Origin of the sequence: Fulvivirga kasyanovii, from assembly GCF_009711405.1 — a bacterium.
GTDB lineage: Bacteria > Bacteroidota > Bacteroidia > Cytophagales > Cyclobacteriaceae > Fulvivirga > Fulvivirga kasyanovii.
The window spans coordinates 1-5,177 of record NZ_SMLW01000311.1; the positions used below are offsets into that span (position 1 = coordinate 1).

The following is a 5,177-nucleotide window of genomic DNA, read 5'->3' on the forward strand; positions in this document are numbered from 1 at the left end:
CACCTCAGAAAAAATTACTTCATAAATTTCAGGTAGCCGTTAAACCTTTTGTGCTTAAAGGCATCAAAGAGGGTAAACATTTTAAATGCTACTTTTATGAAAAGAATAATTTTTTTCTCCGCTATGTTATTCATGCTTCATTTTACATCTGTGGCTCAAACCAATGCCAGGCAATCTGTTCAACAGGCCAGGATCGCTGAAGGGAGGGCTTCCGGAGAATTGACAAGAAGTGAAGCCCGAGCCTTAAAGGCAGAACAGCGCCATATAAGAAGAGTTGAGCGTCGAACAAAGGCTGATGGAGAAGTAACTCCTGATGAAAGGGAGAGACTTAATAATATGCAAAATCGAGCTAATCGTCACATTCGAAGGCAGAAAAACGACTTACAGGAAAGAGGTGATAACTAGTGGTTTTGTTAAAAAAGCTCCCTTAATTCATTGGATGAGTTAAGGGAGTTCTGTTATTGTCGGCTATTTCTCGAGGGCAGCTTTAAGGTCTTCAATCAGATCGTCTGCATCCTCAATACCTACGCTCAGCCTGATCAAGGAGTCCAATAAGCCTATTTTAATTCTTTCTTCTCTGGGTATACTTGCATGGGTCATGGTGGCAGGGTGGTTTACCAGTGACTCTACACCTCCTAAAGATTCTGCAAGAGAAAAATAATGGAAGCTCTCCAAAACTTTAAATGCTTCATCTTTACTGTCTCCTTTAAGAGTGAATGATATCATTCCACCAAAGTCACGCATCTGCTCTTTTGCAATGTTGTGGTTTGGGTGACTTTCCAAACCAGGCCAGTACAATCTGTCTACCCTGGGATGATCTTTTAAAAATTCAGCTATTTTTCGACCGTTTTCCGAATGTCTTTGCATTCTCAGGTGTAGCGTTTTTATACCTCTGAGTACAAGAAAGCAGTCCTGAGGTCCTGGAGTTGCCCCGCTACTGTTTTGGATAAACGCAAGGTCATCATTAAGCTTTTGATCTTTGACTACAAGGGCACCCATTACAACATCAGAGTGACCTCCCAGGTACTTTGTTACGGAGTGCATTATAATGTCGGCTCCAAAGTCCAATGGATTCTGTAAATAAGGTGTCGCGAAAGTGTTGTCAACAGCCAGTAATATATCATGTTTTTTGGCTATTTCTGCTGCCCCCTTAATATCAATTATGTTCATCATCGGATTGGTTGGTGTTTCCAGCCAGATGAGTTTTGTGTTATCATTGATGTGCTTCTCAATGTCACCTATGTCTCCCATTCCTGCAAAATGGAATTTAATGCCGTATTTGGAGAATATTTTAGTGAACAAACGGTATGTGCCCCCATATAGATCATTAGCAGCTACTACTTCATCGCCGGGATTTAATAGCTTAATAACAGCATCTATAGCTGCCAGGCCGGACGAAAAGCACAGGCCATGTTTTCCGTTTTCCAGTTCGGCCAGGCTTTTTTGCAAGGCGTCCCGGGTTGGATTTTGAGTTCTAGAATATTCATACCCCTTATGAGCTCCGGGAGAGGCCTGTACGTATGTTGAGGTTTGATAGACTGGTGTCATAATCGCACCTGTTGTAGGATCTGGCTCTACACCGGCGTGTATCGCTTTGGTTCCAAACTTCATATAAATATAGATTTTAGGTTTTTAGACTAATATTAAAAAAATGTAAGGTAATTTGTTAAAATAGGGATTAATAGCACTTGCTATTCCTATACGGAATAAATTTTCAGACTCAGGAAAGCGGATAGGGAAGGGGTTATTTGTTTTGCCAGTAGCTCTTAATGTTTTTCTTCCAGTTGTTCTTATCGTTAATGTAGAGTAAAGTATTGATAAGCATTTTATCTTCAGCAGTAGAGTGCTCCAGGCTTTCTAAAGTTTCCCGGATAATACTGTAGAATGAGCCTCTGAATGCACCCCCCTCCTTGCTGGCCAGGGTATGAAGTTCTGCAATTATATCTTCCTTTGATACTTGTTCTCCTTTTTCTGTTGATGTGCTCTCAGAAGCAAGAGACGCTTTATCCTTTGTGCTGGCAGCTTTTTTTTCTTTCTTTGGACTTATTTTTTCAGGATCGACAAAAGAGGTGGATTCCTGTTTTAAAAAAGCATCAATATCTTTTAAAGGGTTTTTTCTCTTTGCCATTTTATAGTTGTTTTATAATTGCATTGGCTATGTCAAGATACTCTTTTTCTGCAAGAATAGTACTGAAATTAACAAAAAGGTTCTTTTGAGGAACAGCTATATCTAGTATGTGTGCATCCAGGTTGTTCATAGCCTCCTTTATGGTTTTATGCTTCGTAAGGCTATGAATTCGATTAGGCAATACCATTATTTTTAGCTCTTTGTTCAAATCCTTCGCAGGTGACAGGTCCGATACGGTCTGGTAGGTCACCAGGAGGTCGTTTTGGGTTAAGCTGGTAGGTACAATTACGGCATCACTTACCAGGCAAAGTTTTTTTATTCCCTGATCTGTTGGTTTTCCTGCACTGTCTACCACAATGTAGTCAAAGTCACCGCGGGCTCGTAAGCTTTCTATTTCCTCTGCAATGCGATCGTCTTCTGATCCCATCAGCTCAAATAGGGATTTTTCTTTAGCACCGGCTTTATAAACCTCCATTTTACGAAGGGTATTCAGCGTATAGTTGGTGTCTGTTTCAACAAGTGCTATGCGATGGCCCAGACTATGGAGCATGGTAGATAAATTAATGGCATTTGTAGTTTTACCCGTGCCCCCTTTTCGACTGATAAATGATATTACTTTTGTCATCACGATAAAAATATAAATAGCGTCCATCAAAAACAAATCGACACTCTTAATAGCTGTCGGGTTGCTGCCGGTTTATGGAAATTTGTATATTGGTGACCCTTAAACGAGCTTTATGAAAGTAATAAAATATATTTTTGGCGTATTTGCCACTTTAGCTATTCTAATTGCGGTTTTCCTTTTGTTTTATGTTAACTATCAAAAGCCGGAGTACCAGGGAGAGTATGAATTTAAAGGCCTGGAAAAGTCGGTGAAGGTTTATTTTGATACTTTCGGTACCCCACATATTTATGCCAGCAATAATCAGGATGCTTACAGGGCTTTGGGTTATGTGCATGCTCAGGACCGGCTTTGGCAGATGGAGCTGATGAGAAGAATAGCCTCAGGAAGGCTTGCGGAGATTTTTGGTAAGGATTTGCTCGAAACAGATAAATTCTTTCGTACAGTTAGCATCCATGAGTACTCAAAGAAAAACGTAGCCGAACTAAAAGAAAGAAAATCAAGGATACTGCCACTTGCCGAAGCGTACCTTCAAGGGGTTAATGAGTTTCTGAAAGAGGGCAAGAGCCCCATCGAGTTTACGCTTTTAGGAATTGATAAGGTTCCTTTCACACTTGAAGACATCTATAATATTACGGGCTATATGTCTTTTAGCTTCGCTAATGCCCAGAAGACAGATCCTGTGGTTACAGCATTTGCCAGTATGGGGTCGTCATATTTAAAGGCCTTTGATGTTGACCCTACAGTCAGTTCTGAGAAAATCAAAAGTTACTCCAGGGGTTCTGATTATGTAGCCATAGCAGGGCATGTCAACGATGTGCTGAATAAAATGCCTTTGGCGCCATTCATTGGTAGTAATAGCTGGGTGCTTTCTCCTGAAAAATCAGAAACCGGCAGAGTTGTGCTTAGCAATGATCCTCACATAGGTTTTTCTCAACCGGCTGTGTGGTATGAAGCCCATCTTTCAACGCCGGATATCAATTATTTCGGCTATCACATTGCAGGGGTACCATTCGCTTTTCTTATTCATAATGAGCATGTGGCCAACGGTTTAACCATGTTTGAGAATGATGATATGGATTTTTATCGTGAGCGGGTAAGCAAAGAGAACGGAAGCCAGTATTGGGCAGTTGATCATTGGGAGGATTTTGAAACACGTAAGGAGATCATAGCTATAAAAGATTCGACGAATGTTGAAATTGAGGTTAGGAGTACCAGGCATGGGCCGGTAATAAATGATGTGGTTGATGGGGTGTCAAAAGAACAACCAATAGCCATGTGGTGGGTTTATTTTCAGTTTTCCAATCATCTGTTGGATGCAGCGCATGAAATGGCCATTGCGAAGAATATTGACGATATGCGTGCAGCGGGCTCAAAAATACATGCACCGGGATTGAATTTGATGTATGGCGATGCTCAAGGCAACATTGCCTGGTGGGCGGTTGGTCGGCTTCCTAAGCGTCCTGCCCATGTAAACTCCAAAATGATCCTCGATGGTGCCTCGGGAAAGGATGACCCTCAGGGGTATTACAATTTTGAAGCAAATCCACAGGCAGAAAACCCGCCGTGGGGCTATGTGTATAGCGCCAACAATCAATCTATTATGAATGTCAGGGGTAGAAAGATTTTATATCCCGGGTATTATCTGCCCGATACGCGTGCCGCCAGGATTGTTGAGGTACTGGAGAGTGAAAGAAGGATGTCAAGGAGCGAATTAAAGGCTTTATTTATGGACTCCAAATATATGGGGATAAAACAGTTGAAAGAACTGCTGGTAAGCGAATTGATTGAATCGGACCTTAGTGAAATGGAAAGGGAGGCGCTTGAACATTTTAAGGTGTGGAACGGATATCATGATAAAGAGACTCTTGGTGCAGCGATTTTTTATCCATGGGTGATCAATATTTATGAACTGGCCATGAAAGATAATTTAAAGTCGACTTTTGAAGATCGAGGAGATAAACTATTCACTTCCTTTATGTCTACTTACCTGATGAAAAGAAGTATACCGGTTTTTATTTCTGCCAAAAGCTCGCCATGGTGGGACGATGCCTCTACTGAAGAAGTGGTGGAGGATAGGAAGGATATAGTTACGTCGGCATTTAAGGAAGCAGTAGGGTACCTTTCAAAAAGGTTTGGAGACAAACCAAATACCTGGACATGGGGGAAAGTACATACTGTGGAACATAACCATCCTTTGGGATCGGTTGCCCTTCTGAAATCGATATTTAATGTGGGGCCTTTTCATTTGAGCGGGTCTGAAATGGTTGTGAATAACCTTGGTTTTCCATACAATGAAGATAAGCTGTTTAATACCAGCTTTGGGCCATCTACACGGAGAATAATTGACTTTTCTGATATTGATAACAGTGAAAGTATATTGCCAACAGGGCAATCGGGTGTGCCTTTCAGTAACCATTATAATGA

Annotated in this window: 5 protein-coding genes; 2 read left to right on the plus strand and 3 right to left on the minus strand. The window is 41.2% G+C overall.

Annotation, left to right across the window (positions count from 1 at the left end; all coding sequences use genetic code 11):
- Positions 1-96 precede the first annotated feature (96 nt).
- Positions 97-405, plus strand: a complete 309-nt coding sequence (locus E1163_RS02595) for a hypothetical protein (RefSeq protein WP_221417917.1) — start codon at positions 97-99, stop codon at positions 403-405.
- A 63-nt stretch (positions 406-468) separates the two neighbouring features.
- Here E1163_RS02595 and E1163_RS02600 read toward each other — a convergent pair whose 3' ends face one another.
- The 3 genes from E1163_RS02600 to E1163_RS02610 all read right to left on the minus strand — a co-directional run bounded on the left by E1163_RS02600 (position 469) and on the right by E1163_RS02610 (position 2,753).
- Entirely contained in the window at positions 469-1,611 is a 1,143-nt protein-coding gene (locus E1163_RS02600) for a cystathionine gamma-synthase (protein ID WP_155169163.1), read from the minus strand.
- Positions 1,612-1,744: 133 nt separating this feature from the next.
- Positions 1,745-2,128: a hypothetical protein gene (locus E1163_RS02605; RefSeq protein ID WP_155169165.1), complete on the minus strand. Its 384-nt coding sequence runs from the start codon at positions 2,126-2,128 to the stop codon at positions 1,745-1,747.
- A gap of 1 nt (position 2,129) precedes the next feature.
- Entirely contained in the window at positions 2,130-2,753 is a 624-nt protein-coding gene (locus E1163_RS02610; protein WP_155169167.1) for a ParA family protein, read from the minus strand.
- 112 nt (positions 2,754-2,865) lie between these two features.
- Here E1163_RS02610 and E1163_RS02615 point away from each other — a divergent pair.
- Positions 2,866-5,177, plus strand: a 2,312-nt coding sequence (locus E1163_RS02615) for a penicillin acylase family protein (protein WP_155169169.1), incomplete at its 3' end; no start/stop codon positions are given.